A 23,436-nucleotide genomic window follows, 5' to 3' on the forward strand; every position below is an offset into this window, starting at 1 on the left:
AAATCGGCCTCAGGCCAGTTTTGTCACGTCCGTCAGGTGATCGTTCCGGCGGATCAGGTCGATGATCTGCTGGTATTGGCTGCCTTCGGCGAAGGTCGGATAGGGTTCGACCGTCTCGCCGCGGATATCCTTCACGAATTCCCGTGCAAGGTAGTGCCAGCACTGCTCGGTCTCGCCTTTGACAGCCGGAATCCTGTCCGCAATGTCTGCGGGCAAGGGCTGTTCCTGCCAGCCGCTCTCTTTGGAATAGAGGTGCAACTGCCCGCTGCCGTAGTGGCCTTTGACGTAGATTGCGCCTTCGGTGCCGTAAAAGACGATGTGATCCTCGTGAAAGCGCGGCACCAAACCGCCGTGTTTGAACAGGACAGAAATCGGCTTGGCGGCAAAGGGGCTCTCCAGCTGCGCCATGACGGTATAGGACCACTCGACATTGCTTTCTCCCCACGTCAGCGAGGGGTCGCTCAAATCCTTGGGGATGAAATTGCGCCGAGTCGCAAAGTTGTGGACACCTTCGACGATGGGCGCGCGGCCAAGGTCATCGCGCACTTCGCCGGACACCGACAGGATGCGCTCTCCGACGACCGATGAGACAATCGACAGCGTGTGGGTGAAGTTGTTGTTCAGGCGGCCGCCGCCATCTTCCTTGCGATGCGACCAGCCGAACGGGATTTCGCGTTCGAGATTGAAGTGCGAGATGCATTCGACCTCGACCGGTTCACCGATTGCGCCATCCGCGACCAGCCGCTTGGCGTGCAGAACGCTGGCGGTGTAGCGAAAACTGGCGGCATAGGCCGTCTTTACACCCTTGTCCTGTGCCAATTGCCATAGCTCGACCGCGGTGTCGCTGCGGTCGGTCATCGGTTTGTCGCAATAGACGTGGCACCCCGCCTCTATCGCCGCCTTGATGGGGGTGTAATGCGCCCCTCCGGGGGTGGCGATGGAAACGATATTCGGCTGGCAATCCTGCAGCGCCTGTTCCCAATTGGTGCCAGCGTTGGGGATACCCATCCGCTCGGCCACTTCGGTCACGACGCTTTGTGTCCGGCCGACGATGCCAACGACCTCGGCCCCTGCCCAACGGAACGCTTCGGCATGCCCCTGCCCGGCAAAGCCGGTGCCTGAAATCAAGACTCTGGGTTTGGCAGTCATCTGTCCCTCACGCTTTTGGATTACTAGTATACTAGTATTAAGAAGGCAGCTTTGCAACTCGATTCCCACGGATCGGCGCTCAGGTGTGCTTGCCCGACCCGTGAGACCGAAGGCCTGATAGTCCGACACGAAGCGAGACGTGGCAGGCAATTAGGCCATCGGTGAAGTCATCTGACCGATACAAATGACGGAGCCACGCCGGACGGCATCAGGGAGAGGTGCAACCTCATCCGCACAAGGGGACACTGGGCAAATCGGCCGCCCGCGTCATCACCCACAGCCAGTCAAATCATCCGTGACGCGGCACTGACCCTTGCGTTGTGTTCAAGGTCAGACCAGAGACACCAGCACGCGCGCGACCTGATCTTCGTCGTAGCGGGGGGTGTTGGGCTGGCACAGAGGCAAACGGTGACAGGGAATGCCGTGGCGGTCGGTGACCGCATCGCATTCCGCCGCGGAGACAGCGCTATCGCACAGAACGTGGGTCATCAGATCTCGCGGCGCGACCTGCGGACCGGCATCCCGCTGCAGCGGCGACAGGATAGCGGCGACCTGATCGGACAGGCTGTGGCCCAAGGCTTCGGGATCGGTCCCGAGACTTGGCAGATAGACCTTGGGCACGTGCCGCTGTGCCACCGCCTTGCCGACACCGGCGGGCAGTAGGTTGGCGATGACACTGGAATACAGACTGCCGGGCGGATAGCAGATCACATCCGCCTGTTCGATCAACTTCCGGTTCCGCTTGGGCAGGCTCACGTCTTCGGCAGCGATTTCGGCGGCACCATCGCTCAGAAATATCCGCGCGACCGGACTGTCGAGCGGGGCGACCTCCTTGCCACTGATCTGGCGCTGTCCGATCACCCGCCGCCCGTCCACCAGATCGACCCCAAGGTGCAAGTTGGCGTCGACGATGGCGCGCACCGTACCGCGCACGTCCACCATCTTGGACATCAGGAACAGGACCGGCTCCAGCGCGCGACCGTTGCTCAGGTATCCCCCGGCAAGGATCAGGTTGCCGATGCTGGCGCGATGATAGTCGAAGTCCTCCGGGGCTTCCTTGGCAAAACATCCGAGGTGTGACTGGATCAGCAGCCGCATCGGTTTGGCAATGGCCGCAATCAGTGGATGATCGCCCCTGACCATCGCCGCGACCTCTGCCCGCAGATCCGCCTGCGGAACGTCAGTCGGTAATCGGTGACTGAACAGCGCATAGACATCTGGCTGCCCCAGCACCGTTTCATCCGCCAGTGCCATGAGCCGGGAGCGCAGATCGCCCACAGCCGGCATGTCAAAGGCGCGGCGCAGCACCTGCGAACTGCCGCCGCTGTCGAATGGGGTGATGAGGTGCATGGAATTGTAGCTGTAGCGCTTCAGCCGACGCGAGATACCGTTCAAGGCGCTGCCGCCACTGAAGAACAGGATGCGCGGGCCGATATGCGGCGCGCTTTCCGCCCGGGCGATCCGGAGGGCATCCGGCAGGAGCATTTCTCTTTCGACATGAACAGAGGTCATCTGTCGACCCTCTCCCGGCCTGAACCCGCATCCCGAATTGCGCCCATGGCATCGGACGCGCATGAAGCATGAAACCCTCATACGGCGCAATGCACCCACTGTCATCTGCAAGGGCGCCCGGCGTGGCGAAGCGGCGAGCCATCCCGTGCGGTCGGTCAGCTTGGCCCGAACATCCGTTCGGATGACCGCAGCCATTTTGGAGAACGTTCCCGTCTATGGTATTCTGCGGCCATTGTACGGAGTTCAATAGGAGTAGGTGGTTTCGAAAAGCAATTTTTTTGGGGGGACGGAAATGGCTATCGTCAATGGCACACCAGGAAATGACACGCTGATCGGCACAGCCGGGAATGACACTTATCTTCCGGGCGCGAATAACGGGTATGACAGGATCGAAGGTTCAGGCGGTTCCGACCTGATTGACTTCACCGGCAGCAATTCAAACTCATTCTACGAAATCACCTATGGCGGCCTCGCCGGGCCGATCACTGCGAACATCGACGCCCAAAACGATACGGGGTCCGTCATAAAGGCGGGCCTTGGCACGGACACCTTCAATGGGATCGGCCCTGCCACCGATTTCAATGCCGGCACCGGCGACGGCGTGATGCTCACCGGTACGACAGCCGGAGACAGCTTTACCCTGAATGCGCGAACCTCGGGATGGTTTGCCTTCGCAGGCGGCGAAGGCGCGGATTCCTACAACATCACATTCAACGGTTTCAGCACTGTCCGACTGGATTTCAGATTTGGTCTCTCGCTCGCCCCCTCAAGCGGCGTGTCGATCGACCTGCGTACGGGTGACATCTTCAACGACGGCTTCGGCAATGTCGAAACGATCAGCATTTCCGGTGACCCGGGGCGGATCGAACTTCAGGGCACGGACCTGAACGACAGCTTGCTCGGCAGCGATTTCGATGACAGTTTCCGGGGGCGCGCCGGCAACGACACGATCACCGGGTTTGGCGGTTTTGACCGGGCTCGCTATGACAACGGTCAGGTCACAAACGTCAATGTCAATCTCGTCTCGGGCGCCGCCACTTACCTTTGGAACGGCGTCGGATACACCGATCAGCTCAGCGGGATTGAGCGGATCGACGCGGCCAACAACAGCAATGACACCCTGATCGGTGACGGAAACGACAACCACCTGCGGGGCCGCAGCGGTGACGATACCCTGCAGGGCGGCGGCGGCGAGGATTCACTTCAGGGCGATGATGGCCACGACTCGCTGATCGGCGGCAGCGGAGATGACGAGCTTTGGGCCGGTGACGGCAATGACACCCTGCGCGGCGGAGACGGCCGCGACTTCCTTGAAGGCTGGGACGGGAATGACGTTCTGGACGCCTCCGGAGGGTCCGCCGGCACGCAGGGCTTTGGCGATTATATCCGCCCCGGCCTTGGCAGCGATCAGGTGATCGGTCACGCCGGGCACTGGGCAACCGGCGAAGGCGCGGACCTCAGCTATGGCGATCTTCAGGGGCATGGCGGCGTGACCATCGTTTCTGGCGTCAACGGGACAGGCACCGTAACAGGCGCCGGAGGTCAGGTGAACGACACCTTCTCATTCATCCACTTCTTCGAAGGCTCCATGGACAGTGACTCGATCACCGGGTCCAGCGAAGATCGGTGGGAAGGTTTTGTCGGGCTGGCTGGCAACGACGTGATCAATGGTCTCGGCGGGTTCAATGCCGTCTTCTACGACGCTGAGCAGCATTATGGCGGAGGGGCGGTTGGCATCGTCGCCAATCTTGCCACAGGCATGGTGACCGACACCTTCGGCGATACCGATACCCTGATCAACATCGATGAGTTGACGGGATCCATTCAAGCTGACGTAATAGACGCCAGCGGGTCCACGGATCGATGGTCGCTGCGTGGGCGCGACGGCGACGATTCCATTCTGGGTGGCAGTGCCGATGATGACCTCCGTGGCGAGAACGGCAATGACACGCTACGTGGAGGCGCGGGACGCGACACCCTGCGCGGCGGTGACGGCAACGATACACTTGACGGTGGTGCCGGAGATGCAGACCGCGCGGACTATCGCGACGACCCAGGCGGTGTTCATGCCGATCTTGTTTCAGGCACCGCAACCGATGGTCACGGCGACACGGACACGCTGATCGGCATCGAGAATGTCACCGGCAACGGGTTCGACGACACTCTACTTGGTGACGGCAATGACAACAGCCTCGTCGGCAAGGGCGGAAACGACTCCATCGATGCGCGCGGCGGAAACGACTATGTCGAGGGCGGTGCCGGCAATGACACTCTGAACGGCGGCGCAGGTGACCGAGACCTTCTGGCCTACAGCGGTGAGGATGGCACGCTGTCGGTTAACGTCGATCTGACGACCGGGACTGCCACCGACACCTTTGGCGACAATGACACCGTGAACGGCTTCGAGCGCGTGCGTGGGACCAGCCTGAACGACTCCATCAGAGGCGATGGCGCTGACAACACCCTGGAAGGCAACGACGGCAACGACACTCTGCGCGGTGAGGCCGGACACGACGCCCTGATCGGTGGTGATGGCAACGACCAGTTGTTCGGCGGTGATGGCAACGATTTCCTGGAAGGCGGAGACGGCGACGATACGCTGGACGCAAGCGGCGGCAGTGCCGCAACCAATTTTTGGGGCGACTTCATCATGCCCGGGCGCGGCAGCAACACCATCATCGGGCATGCCGCGCTATTTGCTACGGATGGCATAGACGTTAGCTATCGCGATCTGTCCGGGACCGGCGGGCTTGTTCTGACGGTGGGCGCAAATGGCACCGGCACGGTGATGTCAAACACGCCGGGCGTGGTGAACGATTCATTCACCTACGCTCACAATTTCGAGGGCTCGCAGGACAATGACCTATTCAATGGCTCCGCCAATGCAATTTGGGAAGGCTGGGCCGGGCGACGCGGCAATGACACCATGCACGGGGCCGGTGGCTATGATGAACTTCAGTACTTTGATGGCGACACCGGGGCCATCACGGTCAATTTTGCCACCGGGATGGCGACTGACGAATTTGGAGACACGGATACCTTCACCGGGATGGAGGCGGTCAGGGCAACCTCTCAAGCCGATACGCTGATCGGCGCCGCAGCTCTGTCTTTTATCAGCTTTCGCGGACTGGACGGGAATGACACGATCACCGGATCCTCGTCCTGGGATCGGGCGGACTATTCCAGAGACGCTAATAGTGGCGGCGCCAACGGGATTGTCGCGGATCTTTTTGCTGGCACTATTCTGGATGGCTTTGGCGCCACCGACCAGATTACCGAAATTGATGAGGTCCGGGGCACCGACGTTGCCGATAGCATGAGCGCCGCAGGCCTGACGCGCGGTATTCGCTTCGACGGAGAGGGCGGCGATGACACCCTGACCGGCGGCGGCGGTGACGACGAGTTCAACGACGGATCGGGCGACGACTCGATGCTTGGCGGGAACGGTGACGATCTTTGGATCATGAATACAGGGTCGGACTACTTTGACGGCGGTGCCGGAATTGACGCGATCTTTGTTGACCTGTCCGGGTTCGTTCCCGGTTCGATTATCGTGGAAACGGACCTTGAGTCCGGCGACAGTGGCGGCCGGGGGATAGCCACCCTTCGCGATGTTCTTGTTTCGGTCGAGAACGCCCGTTACGTCGGCGCCATCGATATTGATTTGGCGGGATCATCGGCTGCCAACCGTCTGGAAACCGACGACGGCAACGACACATTGGCGGGCCGCGGCGGCGCAGACACGCTTCGGGCAGGCGCCGGGAATGACCATCTCGACGGCGGTGCTGACAATGATCTCCTGATTGGCGGTCTTGGAGCGGATGACCTGATCGGCGGCACAGGTGAAGATACTGCCTCATACGAAGACGCCGCAGCGGGCCTGATCGCGGATCTGGACACCTCGGCGCTGAACACCGGCGAGGCCAATGGCGATACCTACACAGGGGTCGAAAACCTTGTCGGCTCGCACCATTCAGACAACCTGCGCGGGGATGCCGGTGCCAACATGCTGGTCGGTCTGGCGGGCAATGACACGCTGATCGGACGCGCAGGCCATGACACCCTGGTGGGCGGTACCGGGGCTGATAGGCTGATCGGGGGCACCGGTTTGAACACGGCGTCCTATATCGGCGCCCTTGGCGGGCTAATCGCCGATCTCGGTTCGTCCGGACTGAACTCGGGCGAGGCTGCGGGGGATACCTATGTCGATATCCACAACCTTCAGGGGTCGCTACACAGCGACAGCCTCAGAGGCGACACCAACGCCAACACCATCGAGGGTTTTGCAGGTGACGACACGCTGATCGGGCGTGAGGGCAACGACATACTGATTGGCGGTCTTGGAATGGATCGCCTGATCGGCGGCGTCGGGATCGATACCGCCTCTTACATGACAGCCGCAGGCGGGCTTATCGCAGACCTGCTCACGCCCGCCGCCAATACAGGTGACGCAAACGGCGATACCTACGTGGATATCGAGATCCTGCAGGGGTCCGGATTTGGCGACATCCTGCGTGGGGACGCAAGCGCCGGCACGCTGGATGGCGGAGGCGGGAATGACACCCTGATCGGACGTGACGGGAACGACACGCTGATCGGCGGGCTGGGTGCAGACCATCTGGTAGGCGGTGCCGACGACGACACCGCGTCATACGCCGGGGCGGCAGCGGGCTTGATTGCCGACCTCCAGATCCCCAGCCTGAATACCGGCGAGGCTGCGGGCGACACCTACGTGGGCATCGAGGCTCTGCAGGGGTCCGCCTTTGGCGACATCCTGCGCGGCGACGCCGCTGCGAACACGCTTGATGGCGGCGGCGGGAATGACACGCTGATCGGCCGCAATGGGAATGACACGCTGATTGGCGGGCTGGGCGCAGACCAACTCCTGGGCGGTGCCGACAGCGATACAGCATCTTATGCCGGGGCGGCGGCGGGTTTGATTGCCGACCTCCAGATCCCCGGACTGAACACCGGAGAGGCGGCGGGCGACACCTACGTCGACGTCGAGAACCTGCTGGGATCAGCCTTTGGCGACATTCTGCGCGGCGATGCCAATGCGAACGGGCTGGATGGCGGCCTTGGGGATGACACGCTGATCGGGCGCGATGGGGATGACACGCTGGTCGGCGGGCTGGGCGCAGACCGCCTCATCGGCGGGGCGGACGATGACACGGCGTCCTATGCCGGCTCATCCGCAGGTTTGATCGCCGACCTCCAGATCCCCGGCCTGAATACCGGAGAGGCAGCGGGCGACACCTATGTCGATGTGGAAAACGTGCTGGGGTCAGCCTTTGGTGACATTCTGAGGGGAAATGCCAGCGCGAACCAACTGAATGGCGATAATGGCAACGACACGCTGACAGGGCGCGACGGGGATGACACTCTGATCGGAGGGCTGGGCGCAGACCGGCTCATCGGTGGGGCAGACAGTGACACGGCGTCTTATGCCGGGGCGGCGGCGGCAGTGATCGCCGACCTCCAGATCCCGGGCCTGAACGCCGGAGAGGCGGCGGGCGACACCTATGTTGATGTCGAAAATCTGCAAGGGTCAGTCTTTGGCGACATCCTGCGCGGGGACGGAAGCGGGAACGTGCTGCATGGCAATAACGGGGCCGACAAGCTGATCGGGCGGAACGGCAACGACACCCTGTTCGGCCAAGACGGGGCCGACACGCTGGAAGGCGGGCTTGGAAATGATGCCCTGAACGGAAACAACGGCACGGACGTCCTGCGGGGAAGAGAAGGCGAAGACACGCTGATGGGCGGCGCCAATCTGGACTTCCTGACCGGGGGCGCGGATGCGGACACCTTCCTGTTCCAATCCCTTGGTGACGCCGGATCGGGTGTGGCAAGGGACCAGATACTGGACTTCCAGTCGGGGCTGGACATCATCGATCTGTCGGCCCTGTCCGCAGGCACCCTGACCTTCGTCGGCACGGGTCCCTTCACGGCGGCCGATCAGGTGCGCCTTTTCGAGACCCCGTCGGGATCGACAATCGTTCAGATCAACACCGACGCGACATTGAGCCCGGATGCAGAAATCAGGGTGGCGAATGTCATCGGCCTGACGGCGGCCGACTTCGTACTTTGACCCGTCGCGGGGTTGCCCGACCGGGGCGACCCCGAGGCATTGCGATAGCGAATGTTGAGAGGATGATCAGGGCAGAGACGAGTCTGATCTCTCATCCGCTGGCAACCGGCGGATGGCGGGCCGTGCACCTATGTTGGCGACGACTGCCGGCAAGCGGTTTGCCGTGTCTGCCTGCCGAGGCCGGGTACCGTCACTCTCTGCCCCGCAGCACCTCACCTGCACCTTGCGCAACGAATGACCGCGCCTGATCGCTGTTCTCGAAGATATGCGTCCTTGCGTCGGGAAACACCTCTCCCAATTTCATGCGCATGAAAGCAGAGCCGGAGTAACGCGAAACGATACGGTAATAGCGGTCAGTCAGGTCCGACACCATCCGGCCCCAGACGGTTTCCAGGTCTTCGTCGATGCGGAAGCCGTCGTAGTTCACAACCACGTCGACCCGTCCGGGCCGGCTCTTGCACAGGTCGGCCACCAGTTGCCCCACCCGGTCAACCTCTTCCCGGTTACGGATGCGCATCTTCTCGAAGTTGAGAAACAACATCCCCGTCGCGGGGTCGAAGGCGATCCGGTCTGGCAGGTCGAGCTTCAGCAGATCCTGCCGGAGCCCCATCTCCCCCTCCAGAAAAACGCGCCGGTCCATGAGTTGCAAATCCTCGATCACGGGCGGCGTGTCCATCAGCGCAAGAATGTCGCGATCCAGATCGATACCGGGCGCAATCTCGATCAGCTTCAATCCCTGCACTGTCAGTTCGAACACGCAGCGTTCGGTGACATACAATACCGGCTGGCCCAGTCGCGCCGCCCGCGCCCCGGAAAAGGTGATCTGTTCGACCTCTGTCAGGAATTTCGGGGCCGATCCTTCGCGCCGAATGTTGACCGCACCCTCTGTGATCGCAATGTCCAACCCGGAGGCCGTGAAGGTTCCGGCAAAGACGACGCTGCGGGCGTTCTGCGAGATATTGATGAAGCCACCCGCCCCCGCCAGTCTGGGCCCGAAACGGGACACGTTGACGTTGCCCGCAGCATCCGCCTGCGCCAGTCCAAGGCATGTCATGTCAAGCCCGCCACCATCGTAGAAATCGAACTGGTTGTTCTGCGGGATCACGGCGTCACAATTGACGGCCGCCCCGAAATCGAGGCCCGACGCAGGCTGACCGCCAATGACGCCGGGTTCGGCCGTCAGGGTCAGATGCTCCAACAGCCCCTCTTCGGCGGCGACGGATGCCACGCCTTCGGGCATCCCGATCCCCAGATTGACCACGCCATTGACCGGCAGTTCAAAGGCGCAGCGCCGCGCGATGACTTTGCGCGCATTCAGCGCCATGCTGGGAATCTCACCCTCGGGCGTACGGATCCGGTTGGTGAACCCTTGGCTGAAGGCCGTGCGGTAGGTTTGCAGGTGATGATCCGGGCGCGCCACGACGACCGCATCGACGAGAATTCCCGGAATGTGCACGTCGCGGGCTGGCAATGTCCGGGCGCGCGCCATCCGTTCAACTTGAACAATGACGACGCCGCCGGAATTCTTGACCGCCATCGCCTGAGCGAGGTTGTCGATGCACAGCGCCTCACGTTCCATCGTGATGTTGCCCGCCTCATCCGCGGTCGTGCCGCGCAACAGGGCCACTGTCAGCTTTTGCGACGGGTAGAACAGCACCTCTTCGCCGCCGATTTCCATCAAAGATACCTGCGGATCGGTGCTGATATCGTTGATCGCGCCGCCGCCGTTGCGCGGGTCCACGAATGTCTCCAGCCCGACCTTGGACAACATCCCCGGCTTGCCCGCGGCGATATCGCGATAAAGTTGGCTGATGCATCCCTGCGGCAGGTTCCAGCCCTCGATCTTGCCTGCGGTCGCCAGCGCCGCGACCTTGGGGATCAGCCCCCAATGCCCACCGATCACCCGTTTCAGCAGACCTTCGTGGCCCAGCCGATTGAGGCCCCGGTCCTTGCCGTCCCCCTGCCCGGCGGCGAAGACCAAGGACAGGTCGCGCGGGTGCCCCGTGTCCAGAAACCGGGTCTCGATCGCCGCCAAAAGCTCATCCGGGACACCGATCCCGACAAATCCCGAAGTGGTCAGCGTATCGCCGTCCTTGATAAGTGCGGCGGCCTCAGCTGCAGAAACAACCTTGTTCTTCATCTGTTACGTCCTCAGGATACGGTCCCCTCGCCATCAAATGGCAATGCGGTCCCGGCGATATTTTCGGCGATGTTTGGGCACAAGAACAGCGCGGCACTGGTAAGCTGCCCAACGGTAACAAACTTCTGTGGTCTTTGCGCGGCCTGAAGACCGCTGCGGCAACGTCTGCGCCATTCATTTCCGTAGTCGCTCCCTCCCCTCGGTTCGCGGATGTCCGGAGCCGATTGAAACAGTGCCGTCGCGAGTTCGAGGGAACGCTTCGGAGTAATTCGGCACCAAGGTCATGTAACTGCGCCGCATTCGCAGGCAAAGCCGGGTCGCGATTGGCAGATTTCCACCTCGCGGACGGATTTCTGGCGACAATCCTGCGCACTTCGGATTCGCTGGCGGAAAACTTCCACAAGGCGCCCCCCATGACGCAGACCACCGACCGCAGCTTTGTCACCGCCGCCGCTCAGCTAGGCCCCATCGCCCGCGACGAACCCCGTAAAGAGGTGGTCGCCCGGCTATGCACGTTGATGCAAACCGCCTATGACCAAGGCGCGCGTGTTGTCGTCTTTCCCGAACTGGCCCTGACGACGTTTTTTCCACGCTGGTTCATGGAGGACCCCGCCCAGATTGACCCATGGTTCGAAACCGCCATGCCAAATCTGGTGGTGCAGCCACTGTTCGACCTTGGCCGCGACCTGAACATCGCCTTCCACCTCGGCTATGCCGAAAAGACGCCCGATGGGCGCTATTTCAACACGGCAATTTTTGTCGAGGACGGCCGGATCACCGGCAAATACCGCAAGATCCACCTGCCCGGACACGCCGACCATCAGGACTGGCGGCCCTTTCAGCATCTGGAAAAGCGCTATTTCGAAAAGGGCGATCTTGGCTTTCCGGTCTTTGACGGTCTGGGCGGCAAACTTGGGATGTGCATCTGCAACGACCGCCGCTGGCCCGAGACATGGCGCATGCTGGGTCTTGGCGGGGCCGAGATGGTCATGCTGGGCTACAACACGCCGCTGCACTACCCGCCCGCGCCAGAGCACGATCACCTGCAGTATTTTCACAACGAGTTGTCGCTACAGGCCGGGGCTTACCAGAACGGGATGTGGGTGGTGGCGGCGGCCAAGGCGGGCCGTGAAGAAGGCTGTGACCTGATCGGCGGCAGTTGCATCGTGGCCCCCACCGGAGAGATCCTTGCCCGTGCGGCCACGGTCGCGGATGAGGTGATCACCGCCCGTGTCGACCTGGGCCGCTGCGCCGAGATCCGGCGCAACGTGTTTGATTTCGCCCTGCACCGGCAGCCCGGCGACTACGGGCTGCTGACCATGCCACGGGGCTAATGCAGTTCGACCACTGCTTCGACCTCGACCAGTGCCAGCTCCGGCAAAGAGGCGACATTGACGGCGGTGCGCGCGTGCCGCCCCGCCTCGCCGTATAGGTCCATGAACAGCTGCGAGGCGCCGTTGACCACCGCCGGCCCCTTGCCGAAATCCGGCGTCGCCGCCACATAGCCATTCAGCTTGACCACCTGCGCGACAGAGGACAGCGACCCGGTCACCGCCTTGATGTTGTAGAGCAGGTTCAGCGCGCACATCCGCGCCGCCGCATACCCCTCTTCGATGTCAGATGCGGGCGTCATCGGGCCAAAGTACTTCGGCACGCCTTCCCACTCACAGATGTGGCCGGACAGGAACAGCGTCTTGCCGGTCACCTTGCCATGCAGGTACAGCGCCCGCGACGGGGCCGATGGCGGCAAGGCAAGGCCCATACCGGCCAGTTTCTCTTCGATAGCGCAGGTCATGCGACGTCCTTTTGCAATGTCATGGCAAGGCGGATCAGCGACAGGTCGGACCCGCGCGGCCCGATCAGTGACAGGCCATATGGCGCGCCGTCGACCCTGCCCGCCGGAAAAACCACCTGCGGCAGACCCGCCAGCCCCGCCACACAGAGCAGCTTCTGCGAGACATGCCGATAGCCGTCGAAGACCTCGACCGGCGCATCAAAGTGGAACGGCGCGTCATGCACCACCGGCGCAAGGATCACGCCGTCGCTGCCCAGCAGGTCTTGCACATGGGCGGTAAAGGCGGCACGGGCCTTGCGTGCGGGGGCAATCTCGGTCTCGGTCAGCGCCTCGGCTGCGGCGGCACGGCCGTCGATACCGCGCACCAGCGGCATCCCGGATTGCCGGATGTAGGGCACGATATGCGCCTTGGCGTCCGCGCCCATCGTAGTCAGGAAGGTCTGATAGGCAGGTTCGACCCCATCCAGGTACAATCCCTCCAGCGGGGCGGCGTCCAACCCGGCAAACCCGGCCTCGCAGACCGCGCGCTGTTCCGCGCCCAGTTGATCCATCATCTCGACCGGCCACAACAGGCGGGGGATGTCAGGCAAAGGCGCATCATCGGTTTGCAGCACCGAATGCGCCCGCAACAACGTCTCACCGTCGCGCGCAAACAGCCCGCAAGTGTCATAGCTGGGCGCAAGCTCCATGACGCCCTCCAGCGAGATGCGCCCATGCGTCGGACGCATCCCCCAGAGCCCGCAGAAACTGGCCGGGGCGCGCACCGATCCGCCGGTGTCCGACCCGATGGCGATATCGGCCAAGCCTCCCGCCACTGCCGCCGCCGACCCAGAGGAGGACCCGCCGGTGATCCGTCCGGGCGCCGCAGGGTTCTGCACGTACCCGAAATGCGCGTTCATCCCGTACATCGACCAGGCAAGCTCATCCGTGTGCGTCTTGCCCACGAACGCGGCGCCCGCGTCCAGCAGCGCCTGCGCGGCGGGACAGGTCCTGTCCTTGACCTCTGACATGGCCAGGGCAAGCGGATTGCCATTGCCGGTGCGATATCCGGCGACGTCGTAGATATCCTTGACCGCCAGCCGCAAGCCGTTCAGCGGGCCTTCGCCATTCGGCACCGCGACGGGCGGATAGGGCATGAAACAATGATAGGGGTCTTTGTCGATCAGCATCGGCTCACTCGGCGGCTATGGGTTCGGCGGCGCGCAGACAGGCCACGCGGCGGCGGTCGCCGGGCGACAGCATCGGCGGCAGGTCAGCGCGGCATTCGGGCATCGCCACGGGGCAGCGCGGCGCAAAGGGGCAACTGTCCGGACGCACCTCCAGCGCGGGCGGCGCGCCGGGGATGGCGGACAGGCGTTCACCGCGCGCCACATCGTGCAGGTTCGCGGCCAGCAGCCCTTGGGTATAGGGGTGGCGCGCGTCTCGGATGATCTCGTGCGTGGTGCCCTCTTCGATGATCTGGCCCGCGTACATCACGGCGATCCTCTCGGAGATTTCCACGGCCACGCCGATGTCATGGGTGACAAAAATCACCCCCATGCCGAATTCCTTCTGCAACTCTCGCAACAGCAGCAGGATCTGGATCTGCACCGTTGCATCCAGCGCGGTGGTCGGCTCATCCGCCAGCAACAGGCGCGGGCGGCAGGCCAGCGCCAGCGCGATCATCACCCGCTGCCGCATCCCGCCGGACAGTTCGTGCGGATAGTTGTGCAGCCGCCGATTGGCAGACGGGATGCGCACCCGGTCCAGCATGTCCAGCGCGGTCGACATGGCCTCTGCCTTGTTCACGCCCTTGTGCCGCATGACAGATTCCGCGATCTGGTGACCGACGGTATAGACCGGGTCCAGCGCCAGCGCCGGTTCCTGGAACACCATCGACACCTCACCGCCGCGATACCGTTGCAGCGCCTTGCCGCGCAGGGACATGATGTCGGTACCGTTCACATGGATCGTGCCATCGACCTCTGACCGTTTCGGCGGCAAGAGCCCCAACAGCGTCTTCAGCGTCACCGACTTTCCGGACCCGCTTTCGCCCAACAGCGCCATCGTCTCACCCTGTTCCATCGACAGCGACACGTCGTTGATCGCATGAACGGTGCGCTTGCCCTTGAAGCGCACGTTTAGGTTCTTCATCTCCAGCAGTTTGGTCATTCCGGCACCCCCTGCCCCGCCTTGGGATGGCCGGACTCTGCGTCGTGCAAGTGGCAGGCGACCATGTGATCGCCGTTGCGCGCCAGCCCCGAGAGTTTCGGAACGGCCACCTTGCAGACTGCACTGGCAAAGCGGCAGCGGGTGTGAAACCGGCAGCCCGAGGGCGGGTTGATCGGGTTGGGCGGGTCGCCCGCCAGCGGCGGCTCCTTGGTCCGGTTGTCCGGGTCCATCGACGGCATCGCCGAAAACAAGGAGCGCGTGTAGGGATGCGCCTGCTCTTGCCAGATGCTGTCCACCGGCGCGACCTCGACCACCTCGCCCAGGTACATCACCAGGATCCGGTCAGAGATATAGCGCACCACGTTCAGGTCATGGCTGATGAAAACATAGGTCAGGCCGAATTCTTCGCGCAGATCGTTGAGCAGGTTCAGCACCTGCGCCTCGACCGATTTGTCCAGCGCCGATACCGCCTCATCCAGCACCACCAGACGCGGCGACATGGCCAATGCGCGGGCAATGTTCACCCGCTGCCTCTGTCCGCCGGACAGTTCATGCGGATAACGATGGGCAAAGCGGTTGGGGTCCAGCCCCACCCGGTCCATCATCTTGCGGGCTAGGTCCTCTGGGTTGTCCAAACCCTGCACCCTTGCGCCAAAGGCTACGGAATCGAGGATCGTCAGGCGCGGGTTCAGGGTGGCATAGCTGTCCTGAAACACCATCTGCACGCCGCGCCGCAACTCTTTCAGCGACAGACGCTCGCCAAGGGCCTGACCGTCAAAGACGATCTCGCCCTTGTCCTTTTCCACCAGCCCGATCAGCAGCTTGGCAGTGGTGGACTTGCCGCAGCCGGATTCCCCGACAATGCCCAAAGTCTCGCCCTTCTTGACCTCGAAGGACACGCCGTCGACCGCCTGCACCTTGGCCTGCGTGCGACCAAGGACGCCGCCCCGGACGGGAAAGTACTTTTGCAGGCCGGTCACGCGGATCAGCGGTTGCGCCGGGCCGCCGGTGTCCGGCAACGGCTGATAGGTGTCAGTCACGGACATTCATCGCACTCCTCAGACCGTCGCTCAGCAGGTTCAGGCATAGCGAGGTGATAAAGATCATCACGCCCGGCAGTGCCGACAGCCACGGGTTCACGTAGATGACGGACCGCAGCGTGTTCAGCATCAGCCCCCATTCGGGTTCCGGAGGGCGCACCCCGATGCCAAGGAAGGACAGACCTGCGGCAAGGATCATGCAGACCGATGTCAGCGAGGTGGCATAGACAAAGATCGGCGACAGCACGTTGCCGATCACATGCACCCGGATCACTGTCCACGCGCTGGCGCCGGTGGCGCGGGCCGCGTCGATGTAGTCCAGCTTGCGGACGCCGGACGTGACCGCCTCGGCCACCCGCGTGATCGGCGGGATGAATACGATGGTCAGCGACACAAGGCTGTTGACGATCCCCGCCCCCAACGCGCCGGAAATGGCGATGGCCAGAAGCACGGACGGAAAGGCAAAGAACACGTCCACCGTCCGCATGATGATGGTGTTGGTCAGTCCGCCGACGTAACCGGCGGTGATCCCAAAGATCGACCCCGCGAAAAAGGCGATGACCACAGGCATCAGCCCGATGAACAGTGTCAGCCGCCCGCCATAGATCAGCCGGGCCAGCATGTCGCGGCCCTGCTCATCGGTGCCCAGCGGATAACCCGGCGCGCCAATCGGTTTCAGCCGGGCGATCATCGACCCCTTGTAGGGATCGGCAAGGCCCAGATAGGGCGCAAAGACCGCCGACAGGATCAACGCCGCGATCACCGCAAGGCAGAACATCGTCAGCGGGTCGCGGATCAGCCGAGCACCGACACCGGACCAGTAGCCCTTGGATTTCTCGACTTTCTTGACGGCGGGGATCGTGGTTGAGTCAGCCATGGCCATACGTCACGTCCTCTGGATACGGGGGTCGATGGCGGCTTGAACCACATCGACAATCAGGTTCATCGCCACGAAGAACAGCGCCAGCACCAGGATGGTCCCCTGCAACAGTGGGAGGTCGCGCTGGAAGATGGCGTTCGACAGCAAAAAGCCGGAGCCGGGCCAGTTGAACACCGTCTCGATCAGGATCGACCCGCCCAACAAATACCCCAGTTGCAGCCCCATGACCGACAGCGCGGTGGCGGCGGCATTGCGGGCGACGTGGCGCAGCACGTCAGCGCGGCTCATGCCCTTGGCATAGAGGGCGTCGACGAAATCCTGGCTCAGGATGTCGCCCGCCAGCGCCCGCACGGTGCGTGCCACGATGCCGATGGGCACCACGGCCAGCGTCACGGCGGGCAGGACAAGGTGGCGCATATGCGCCCAGTCCCAGGCCCAGCTTTGCGAGCCACCGGGTCCCGCCCCCATCGAAGGCAGCCAGCCAAGGTTCACGGAAAAGATGATGACCAAAACGATCCCCAGCCAGTAATTCGGCACGGACACGCCGGTGATAGACAGCGCCGTTACCGCGCGGTCGATCCAGGTGTCGCGGAAATAGCCCGCGAGAAAGCCAAGGAAGATGCCGATGGGAAAGGCGATCACCGCCGCCGAAACCGCCAGCAACAGAGAGTTTTCAACCGCGCCGAATACTTCGGCGGCGACGGGGCGTCCGGTGGCGATGGACTTGCCCATGTCGCCCTGCGCGAGGTTCCCGATCCAGATGGCGTATTGCACGGGCAGCGGTTTATCGAGGCCATAGGCCGCGCGCATGGCGGCCTGTTCCTCGGCCGTGGCGTCGATCGGCATGATGGCGGTCAACGGATCGCCGGGGGCGATCTGAACCAACAGGAAACAGATGACCGACACGCCAAAGGCGACGGGCAGGACCAGCAGGATGCGGCGGATGAGATAGCTGAGCACGGGGTTTGGCTTTCTGTTCCGGATGCCCCCGCCACAGGTTGCGGCGGGGGCGATTGACTTACTCGGCCATCGAGATGGAAGAGAAGTTCTGGTACCAGTTCTGCGCCTGAACAAAGCCCTCGACCTTGGGGCTCATGGCGCGCGGCGCGACGTCATGGGTCACAAAGAGGAACAGTGCCTCGTTGACGTATTTCTCGTGCGTCTTCTGCAACACGACGGTCTGTGCCTCGGGGTCGAAGGTGGTCTTGATCTCTTCAAACAGCGCCTGCATTTCCGGGTCCTTGTAGTGGCCCCAGTTGGTGCCGTTCGGCGCGATCAGACCCTCGTCGAGGTGGCGGATCAGGCCGGTGAACGGATCCTGGATGAAGTAGGTGAAGTTGATCGACTGCGCGCCATCCACGGCCTCGTCCGCGGCCCCGGCCCGCCACAGGTTGATCATCTGGTTCCATTCCACGACCATGAATTCTACGTCGATCCAGACCTCGGCAAGGCTCTGCTGGACGTATTCATTCATCGGCAACGGCAGCATCTGGCCCGAACCGGAGGGAGAGATCAGCGCCTTGACCGTCAGTCGGTTGTCGGGGCCAAACCCGGCCTCTGTCATCAGCGCCTGGGCCGCTTCCAGATTGTAGGACGGATCGAACTCGGGGTTGCCGAACCACTGGGAGGACGGCGGCAGGAAGCCCTTGGCCGGCACCATCAGGCCACCCAGCAGCGGCATCATGCTTTCGCGGTCGATCGCCATGTTGGCGGCCTTGCGCACGCGGATGTCATTCCACGGCGAGCCTTCCAGCCGCGACAGGTGCCATGTCCAGTTGTGCGGATAGGCGTTCGACGAGATCACGAACCCATTGCCGGTCATCGCCGGGATGGTGTCGGGTGCAGGCGCTTCGATCCAATCGACCTGACCGGACAGCAGTGCGGCGGAACGTGCGTTGGGTTCCGGCAGCGGGATCAGCACCATCTTGTCCAGCTTGGGAATACGGGTTTCATCCCAGTAGTCCGGGTTCGGCACCAGTTCGGCGCGTTCACGCGGCACGAAGGTGTCCAGTTTCCACGGACCGGTGCCCGAGGGCGACATGGCGACCTTTTCCCAATCCTTGTCCATCGCTTCCCAGTTGGCCTTGGACGACATCAGGATCCACGCCAGCTGATAGGGCAGCGTCGCATCGGGGACCTTCGTGGTGATGGTCAGGGTCAGATCGTCGACCGCCTCATAAGATGCGACGGCCGGAATGCGGCTCTTGCCCTGCGCCGACTGGCGCGGGTCATATTGCTCGGACCCATCGTCCAGCAGCTTGTCGAGGTTCCAGACGATCACCTCGGCCGTCAGCGGCGAACCGTCGTGAAAGGTCACGCCCTCGCGCAGGGTGAAGGTCCATGTCAGTTCGTCCTCGCCCACCGACCATTCGGTCGCCAGACCGGGGATCAGGACTGACGGTTTGTCGGCGCTGGTCAGGTCCCATTCGATCAGCGAATCGTAGACCGTATAGCCCATGAACCGCATGCCTTCGCCGCCCTGATCGGTCTGGCCGGTGGTCAGCGGAATGTCGGCTGCGGTCATGCCGACGCGCAGCACACCCTGGGCGTTTGCAATCGACGCACAGGACAACGCGACCGCTGTCGCGATTGCCACTGCCCCTCTGATGAATTTCGGCATGGATACCTCCTTGTGTTTCCAAGTCATTGTTATTCCTTCACATTAGAGGTCGATCTGACGCCAACCCTTGTTTCCTAAAACTCTGACCGGGGCTTTTCCCTGCGCCCAGCGGGAACCTGCATTCGGCGGACACTTTTATGCTGCATCGCAGCGCAGTGCTTATTTTTTGACCTTTTGGTCAGGATCTGACGCCTCTTTCTGCGGCGCGGAAACACCACTTTCGCCATCGCTCAACCCAAGGATGTCGCGCATTTCGGCACAGGCCGCGCGAATCGGCGAAATCAGCGGCACTGGGCTGTCCGCCGACAGCCGCTCTGCCGCCTCGCCAAGGGGGCCGCCGCCGATGATGACAACCTCCGCACCCTCTTCTGCCGCCCGCAGAACCGCCGCGTTCAGCGCCGCGTCCAGCCGCGCGGAATGCGCCATCAGCGCCAGCGGATCGTCCGGGGTCAGGTAACAGCCGACATAGCCGTCGTAGGGCGTCATCATGCGGTCGATCGCCTCTGCCAGTGCCGGCGTCGTGGTTGCCACGGCAAAGCGTCGCCCTTTGGCGGCACGGGCCGAGGCCGCGCCGATTCCGATCACCGGGCAAGCCTGCCGCGCCGCCAGCGCAGCGCGCCCCGGATCGCCAAAGGCAGAGACAATCACGCCTGAAACCTTTGGTATCCGCGCCTCGGCCACCAACTTTGCGGCGGCCTCCAGCGCGTCCTGATCAATGATCATCTGTGGCCCACGCGGCGCAGTCCATCCGGTGATCTCCGGTAGATCGCGCCGTGCGATTTCCAGCATCGCCACCGTCGTGGCGGCGTTGGCATTGGGGTTCATCAACAGAACGCTCACGCCCCCGGCCCCGCGTCCAGCATGGTGCCAAGCCCCAAAAGCAGCGGCTCTGCCCCCATGTCCCCGATCAGTTGCATCCCGATGGGCAGCGCGCCCCCCTGCCCCGCCGGGAATGCCAGCGCAGGCAGGCCCGCCGCGTTGACCCAGCCGGTATAGATCGCATGGCCCCGCGGCCCGACCGGCTGGCCATCGATCTGCGCAGGATAAGCGATGGCCGCAGGCCAGGGCATCGCCGCCGCCGTGGGCATCAGCACTGCGTCATAACCCCAGAGGCCGCGCACCGCCTCCCGCAGGGCAAAGATGCGGGTCATGGCCTCATACAGATCCACCGCGCTGGCCCCGTCGCCTGCGCGCGCCATCGCGCGATATTTCTCGGCGGCACTGGCCAGCAAGGCAGGATCGCTGCGACCGAGATGCGCCAGCCCGATCTCGGCGATGCCCGACCAGACCGCGTTCAGCGGGTTCAGATCCAGAGGCAGGCCGCCCTCGACCACCTTATGTCCCAGCCCGCGCAAACGGTCGACCGTGACGGCAAAGCAGTCGCGGATCAGCGGATCGCAGGGCGCATCCCCCAGCAGGCCGACCGCAAGAATACGGCAGGCGCCCGGCGCCATTGCCCCTTGTCCCGACAGCACACTGTGAAACAGCTCAAGGTCGCGCGCGGATCGGGTGATCGGCCCCACGACCTCCAGGTCCAGCAGTACTTGCGGCAGGCCGTCGCCACGCCGCACCGTCCCGATCCCCGGTTTCAGCCCCCACAGCCCGGTGTAGCCCGCAGGGCGGCGAATGGAACCGCCGCCATCGGTCGCCAGACCCGCCACCGCCATGCCCGAGGCCACCGCCGCGACGACACCGCCAGAGGATCCGCCCGGCGTCAGCGCCGGGTCCACCGGGTGCCGTGTGGGGCCAAAGGTGGCGTTGTCGGTATAGCCCTCGACGGCGAATTCCGGCGTGTTGCCCTTGCCCAGGATCACCGCGCCCGCCGCGCGCAATGCCGCCACTGGCAATTCATCCCGGTCGACCGTTCTTTGCGCCAGTTCAGCGTTGCCCCATGCGGCCGGCATCCCGGCGGCACAGAGGTTGTCCTTGACGATCACCGGCACACCGTTCAGCGCCCCCGGCGTGCCGCCCACCCGCAGAGCCTGCGCGGCGGTTCGCGCCTCGTGCAGGGCAGTGCGCGACAAGGCGCTGTAGGCGTTCAACCGGCCGTCCGTCGCCGCGATCTGGTCCAGATGGGCGCGCGTCACCTCTACCGGGTCAGCGCGGCCCTCTGCATAGGCGGCCAGCAGTGCCGTGGCGTCCATTCCGGTCACGGTCAGATCCCTCATCGACCTACGGCCTGCGGCAGCCAAGTCACCACCTTCGGCCAGAAGATCAGTGCCGAGGTGAACAGCAGCATCAGCCCCGCGTAGGGCACCGCCCCCGCCACCACGTCCGAGAACGGCCCGCGATCGCCGCGCACGCCCTGCACCACGTACAGGTTCATGCCAACTGGTGGCGTGATCATCCCCAGCTCGCACATCAGCACGACGAAGATGCCGAACCAGATCGGGTCCACCCCCGCCTGCACCACGATCGGCACGAAAATCGGGATCGTCAGCACCTGCATCGACAGCACGTCCATGAACATGCCAAGGATCAGGTAGAACAGCATCAGCGCGAACAGCAGCTCGACCATGGTCAGCCCCTGCTGCGCAACCCACGCGGAAATCACCCCGGTTATCCCGCCCAAGGCCAGCGTCACATTCAGGGTAAAGGCCGCGACGATGATCAGCAGGATCATCCCCGTTGTCTTGGCGGTCTTGCGGAAACAAATGTCGAGAAAGGCCAGCGACAGCTTGCCCTCGGCCGCGACAAACCCCAGTGCCACGACCACGGCAAGGGCCGCGCTTTCCGTTGGAGTCGCAATCCCCAGATAGATCGACCCCATGACAATCAGAAACACCACTGCGGCAGGGACCAGATGCCTCAGCGCGGCGACTTTCACGGACCACGGGATCACCACGTCATCGCGCTTTTCGGTGTGGGTCAGGATGTCCTGCACGGCGATAAAGGCCATGAACAGCATGGTCAGCAGAATGCCCGGCACAACACCCGCGATGAACAACTGCCCGACAGAGACGCTGGCCAATGAGCCATAGACCAACAGGTTGACCGAAGGCGGAATGAGAATGCCCAAGGTGCCGCCCGCCGCCAATGACCCCAAGGATCGCGAGGGCCGATAGGCGCGTTCCTCCAGCGCAGGCAGCGCCACGGTGCCCACGGTGGCCGCCGTCGCCACGGAACTGCCGGACGTGGCCGCAAACAGCGCGCAACAGCCGATGTTGGTATGCAAAAGCCCGCCCGGCAGCCGCCCCAGCCACAGCGCCAGCGCACCATACATTCGGTCCGCCAGCCCTGAGCGCAGCAGCAGCTCGCCCAGCAGGATGAACAGCGGAATCGCGGTCAGCACCGGTTCGTTCGAGGTGCCCCAGATCACTGGTCCCATGCTTTGCAACAGCACCGGACCGTAAAGGATCATGCCCCCCAGCACGCCCATGGCGACCATGACAGAGGCCACCGGCAGCCCTGCCAGCAGCAGGCCCATCATGATGGTAAACCCGATGGCGACGTCAAAGATGCTCATCTCAGCGGCCTTTCATCTGGGTCAGTTCTTCGCTCAACTCGTCCTCGGCAGAGGTCGGGTTGAACGCCGCGGCCAGTGCCCGGTGCCGACCGGTAAAGAACAGCAGGCTCGCCCGCGCCAACAGGACGAAGGACAGCAGCGCAAAGCCCGCCAGCCCCGCGTACCAAGCCGATTGGGGCCAGATCAGTGGCGTCCGCCAGGGCGTTGCGGCGGTCGATCCATAGGCCAGCGTGTCAGAAATCACGAACCAGCCGACATAAAGGAAAAACAGCCCCAGTACCGCCAACGACAAGACCGCCAGCCAGTCCACCAGCGCCTGCGTCCAGATCGGCATCCGCGCGTGCAGAACATCGATGCGGATATGCGCGCGGTCCACCATCGCGACGATGAAACTCAGCGCCGCCCCGAAGGCGAGGATATAGCCGCCCAGTTCATCCGCACCCTGCAACGAGGTGTTGAACAACTTGCGCAGCAGCGTTTCCAGCGCGACGAAACCGGACAGAAACAAGAGCGACCAACCGAACAGGCGGCTGATCCAAGTGGCGAGGCGATCCATCGGGGTATCCTTGATAATATCGCCCGGACCGCAGGG

16 protein-coding genes are annotated in these 23,436 nt (G+C 63.3%); 2 read left to right on the forward strand and 14 right to left on the reverse strand.

Features of this window, described 5'->3' with window-relative positions:
• Positions 1 to 9: 9 nt before the first annotated feature.
• A complete protein-coding gene (locus ACTXGA_RS20630) occupies positions 10 to 1,149 on the reverse strand; it encodes a Gfo/Idh/MocA family protein (protein ID WP_443396555.1) in 1,140 nt (379 codons plus the stop codon).
• A gap of 330 nt (positions 1,150 to 1,479) precedes the next feature.
• Positions 1,480 to 2,661 carry a GAK system CofD-like protein gene (locus tag ACTXGA_RS20635; protein WP_443396556.1) on the reverse strand — a complete coding sequence of 394 codons (1,182 nt, stop codon included), beginning with the start codon at positions 2,659 to 2,661 and terminating at the stop codon, positions 1,480 to 1,482.
• Between the two features lie 292 nt (positions 2,662 to 2,953).
• Between ACTXGA_RS20635 and ACTXGA_RS20640 the strand changes: the two genes are divergently transcribed.
• Entirely contained in the window at positions 2,954 to 8,752 is a 5,799-nt protein-coding gene (locus ACTXGA_RS20640) for a hypothetical protein (RefSeq protein ID WP_443396557.1), read from the forward strand.
• Positions 8,753 to 8,942: 190 nt separating this feature from the next.
• Here ACTXGA_RS20640 and ACTXGA_RS20645 read toward each other — a convergent pair whose 3' ends face one another.
• Complete coding sequence (locus tag ACTXGA_RS20645) at positions 8,943 to 10,892, reverse strand: acyl CoA:acetate/3-ketoacid CoA transferase (RefSeq protein ID WP_443396558.1); 1,950 nt, start codon at positions 10,890 to 10,892, stop codon at positions 8,943 to 8,945.
• Positions 10,893 to 11,305: 413 nt separating this feature from the next.
• Between ACTXGA_RS20645 and ACTXGA_RS20650 the strand changes: the two genes are divergently transcribed.
• Complete coding sequence (locus tag ACTXGA_RS20650) at positions 11,306 to 12,226, forward strand: N-carbamoyl-D-amino-acid hydrolase (protein ID WP_443396560.1); 921 nt, start codon at positions 11,306 to 11,308, stop codon at positions 12,224 to 12,226.
• Here ACTXGA_RS20650 and ACTXGA_RS20655 read toward each other — a convergent pair.
• From ACTXGA_RS20655 to ACTXGA_RS20705, 11 genes are all read right to left on the reverse strand, one after another.
• Positions 12,223 to 12,687 (reverse strand): RidA family protein, encoded by a 465-nt coding sequence (locus ACTXGA_RS20655; RefSeq protein WP_443396561.1) that lies wholly within the window; start codon positions 12,685 to 12,687, stop codon positions 12,223 to 12,225. The genes ACTXGA_RS20650 and ACTXGA_RS20655 overlap by 4 nt on opposite strands.
• Positions 12,684 to 13,856: an amidase gene (locus tag ACTXGA_RS20660; RefSeq protein ID WP_443396563.1), complete on the reverse strand. Its 1,173-nt coding sequence runs from the start codon at positions 13,854 to 13,856 to the stop codon at positions 12,684 to 12,686. The genes ACTXGA_RS20655 and ACTXGA_RS20660 overlap by 4 nt, the downstream gene beginning before the upstream one ends.
• 4 nt (positions 13,857 to 13,860) lie before the next feature.
• Positions 13,861 to 14,838: an ABC transporter ATP-binding protein gene (locus ACTXGA_RS20665; RefSeq protein ID WP_443396564.1), complete on the reverse strand. Its 978-nt coding sequence runs from the start codon at positions 14,836 to 14,838 to the stop codon at positions 13,861 to 13,863.
• A complete protein-coding gene (locus ACTXGA_RS20670) occupies positions 14,835 to 15,884 on the reverse strand; it encodes an ABC transporter ATP-binding protein (RefSeq protein WP_443396565.1) in 1,050 nt (349 codons plus the stop codon). Before ACTXGA_RS20670 ends, ACTXGA_RS20665 begins: the two co-directional genes overlap by 4 nt.
• Complete coding sequence (locus tag ACTXGA_RS20675) at positions 15,871 to 16,761, reverse strand: ABC transporter permease (RefSeq protein ID WP_443396566.1); 891 nt, start codon at positions 16,759 to 16,761, stop codon at positions 15,871 to 15,873. The genes ACTXGA_RS20670 and ACTXGA_RS20675 overlap by 14 nt, the downstream gene beginning before the upstream one ends.
• 3 nt (positions 16,762 to 16,764) lie before the next feature.
• Entirely contained in the window at positions 16,765 to 17,718 is a 954-nt protein-coding gene (locus ACTXGA_RS20680; protein ID WP_443396567.1) for an ABC transporter permease, read from the reverse strand.
• Positions 17,719 to 17,776: 58 nt separating this feature from the next.
• Positions 17,777 to 19,378, reverse strand: a complete 1,602-nt coding sequence (locus ACTXGA_RS20685) for an ABC transporter substrate-binding protein (RefSeq protein ID WP_443396568.1) — start codon at positions 19,376 to 19,378, stop codon at positions 17,777 to 17,779.
• A 159-nt stretch (positions 19,379 to 19,537) separates the two neighbouring features.
• On the reverse strand, positions 19,538 to 20,218 hold the full coding sequence (locus ACTXGA_RS20690) for an aspartate/glutamate racemase family protein (protein ID WP_443396569.1): 681 nt from the start codon (positions 20,216 to 20,218) through the stop codon (positions 19,538 to 19,540).
• A complete protein-coding gene (locus ACTXGA_RS20695) occupies positions 20,215 to 21,546 on the reverse strand; it encodes an amidase (protein WP_443396570.1) in 1,332 nt (443 codons plus the stop codon). The genes ACTXGA_RS20690 and ACTXGA_RS20695 overlap by 4 nt, the downstream gene beginning before the upstream one ends.
• Positions 21,543 to 22,844: a TRAP transporter large permease gene (locus ACTXGA_RS20700; protein WP_443396571.1), complete on the reverse strand. Its 1,302-nt coding sequence runs from the start codon at positions 22,842 to 22,844 to the stop codon at positions 21,543 to 21,545. The genes ACTXGA_RS20695 and ACTXGA_RS20700 overlap by 4 nt, the downstream gene beginning before the upstream one ends.
• Position 22,845: 1 nt before the next feature.
• Positions 22,846 to 23,400: a TRAP transporter small permease subunit gene (locus tag ACTXGA_RS20705; protein ID WP_443396572.1), complete on the reverse strand. Its 555-nt coding sequence runs from the start codon at positions 23,398 to 23,400 to the stop codon at positions 22,846 to 22,848.
• Between the last annotated feature and the right edge of the window lie 36 nt (positions 23,401 to 23,436).

This window comes from Antarctobacter jejuensis (assembly GCF_052266595.1).
GTDB lineage: Bacteria > Pseudomonadota > Alphaproteobacteria > Rhodobacterales > Rhodobacteraceae > Antarctobacter > Antarctobacter jejuensis.

Bases quoted from the DNA above. Each gene is read 5' to 3' on its own strand.
- ACTXGA_RS20655 (WP_443396561.1), bottom strand. From the start codon at position 12,687: ATGACCTGCGCTATCGAAGAGAAACTGGCCGGTATGGGCCTTGCCTTG.
- ACTXGA_RS20635 (WP_443396556.1), bottom strand. From the start codon at position 2,661: ATGACCTCTGTTCATGTCGAAAGAGAAATGCTCCTGCCGGATGCCCTC.
- ACTXGA_RS20670 (WP_443396565.1), bottom strand. From the start codon at position 15,884: ATGTCCGTGACTGACACCTATCAGCCGTTGCCGGACACCGGCGGCCCG.
- ACTXGA_RS20705 (WP_443396572.1), bottom strand. From the start codon at position 23,400: ATGGATCGCCTCGCCACTTGGATCAGCCGCCTGTTCGGTTGGTCGCTC.
- ACTXGA_RS20645 (WP_443396558.1), bottom strand. From the start codon at position 10,892: ATGAAGAACAAGGTTGTTTCTGCAGCTGAGGCCGCCGCACTTATCAAG.
- ACTXGA_RS20675 (WP_443396566.1), bottom strand. From the start codon at position 16,761: ATGGCCATGGCTGACTCAACCACGATCCCCGCCGTCAAGAAAGTCGAG.
- ACTXGA_RS20685 (WP_443396568.1), bottom strand. From the start codon at position 19,378: ATGCCGAAATTCATCAGAGGGGCAGTGGCAATCGCGACAGCGGTCGCG.
- ACTXGA_RS20700 (WP_443396571.1), bottom strand. From the start codon at position 22,844: ATGAGCATCTTTGACGTCGCCATCGGGTTTACCATCATGATGGGCCTG.
- ACTXGA_RS20665 (WP_443396564.1), bottom strand. From the start codon at position 14,838: ATGACCAAACTGCTGGAGATGAAGAACCTAAACGTGCGCTTCAAGGGC.
- ACTXGA_RS20695 (WP_443396570.1), bottom strand. From the start codon at position 21,546: ATGAGGGATCTGACCGTGACCGGAATGGACGCCACGGCACTGCTGGCC.
- ACTXGA_RS20660 (WP_443396563.1), bottom strand. From the start codon at position 13,856: ATGCTGATCGACAAAGACCCCTATCATTGTTTCATGCCCTATCCGCCC.
- ACTXGA_RS20650 (WP_443396560.1), top strand. From the start codon at position 11,306: ATGACGCAGACCACCGACCGCAGCTTTGTCACCGCCGCCGCTCAGCTA.
- ACTXGA_RS20630 (WP_443396555.1), bottom strand. From the start codon at position 1,149: ATGACTGCCAAACCCAGAGTCTTGATTTCAGGCACCGGCTTTGCCGGG.
- ACTXGA_RS20640 (WP_443396557.1), top strand. From the start codon at position 2,954: ATGGCTATCGTCAATGGCACACCAGGAAATGACACGCTGATCGGCACA.